The following is a 319-nucleotide window of genomic DNA, read 5'->3' on the forward strand; positions in this document are numbered from 1 at the left end:
GTTGCGGTTTTTTGGAGCTAAATTTGAATCAAACATTCAGGTTCGCACTAATTACAGCAATTCCAGTCCCAACTGCCCAATAAAGGCCAGTCCGAAGAGCAAAGCGTTCGGGCCATGGATGGCCCGGCCGATCTGCATGGATGCGGGTTTACTTTGCGATCGGGCTGGCCTTTATGGGGCTGAGCACCGCACTTTCAGCAACTCCACCTAACTTACAAAGATGGGTGCTGTGGCTGAAAACCTGCAGTCCCAGTGGACTATAGTGTGGTGTGACTAAAAACGTGGGGTTCAGTCGACAAAAGTGGGCGTTACGTAAAGA

General features: G+C 50.5%; 1 protein-coding gene. It reads left to right on the forward strand.

What is annotated here, in order from left to right:
- A partial coding sequence (locus HA45_RS27765) for a hypothetical protein (protein ID WP_211280924.1) occupies window positions 1-211 on the forward strand: 211 nt, incomplete at its 5' end.
- Window positions 212-319 lie beyond the last annotated feature (108 nt).

The sequence above is a fragment of the Pantoea rodasii genome (assembly GCF_002095465.1).
Lineage (GTDB): Bacteria > Pseudomonadota > Gammaproteobacteria > Enterobacterales > Enterobacteriaceae > Pantoea > Pantoea rodasii.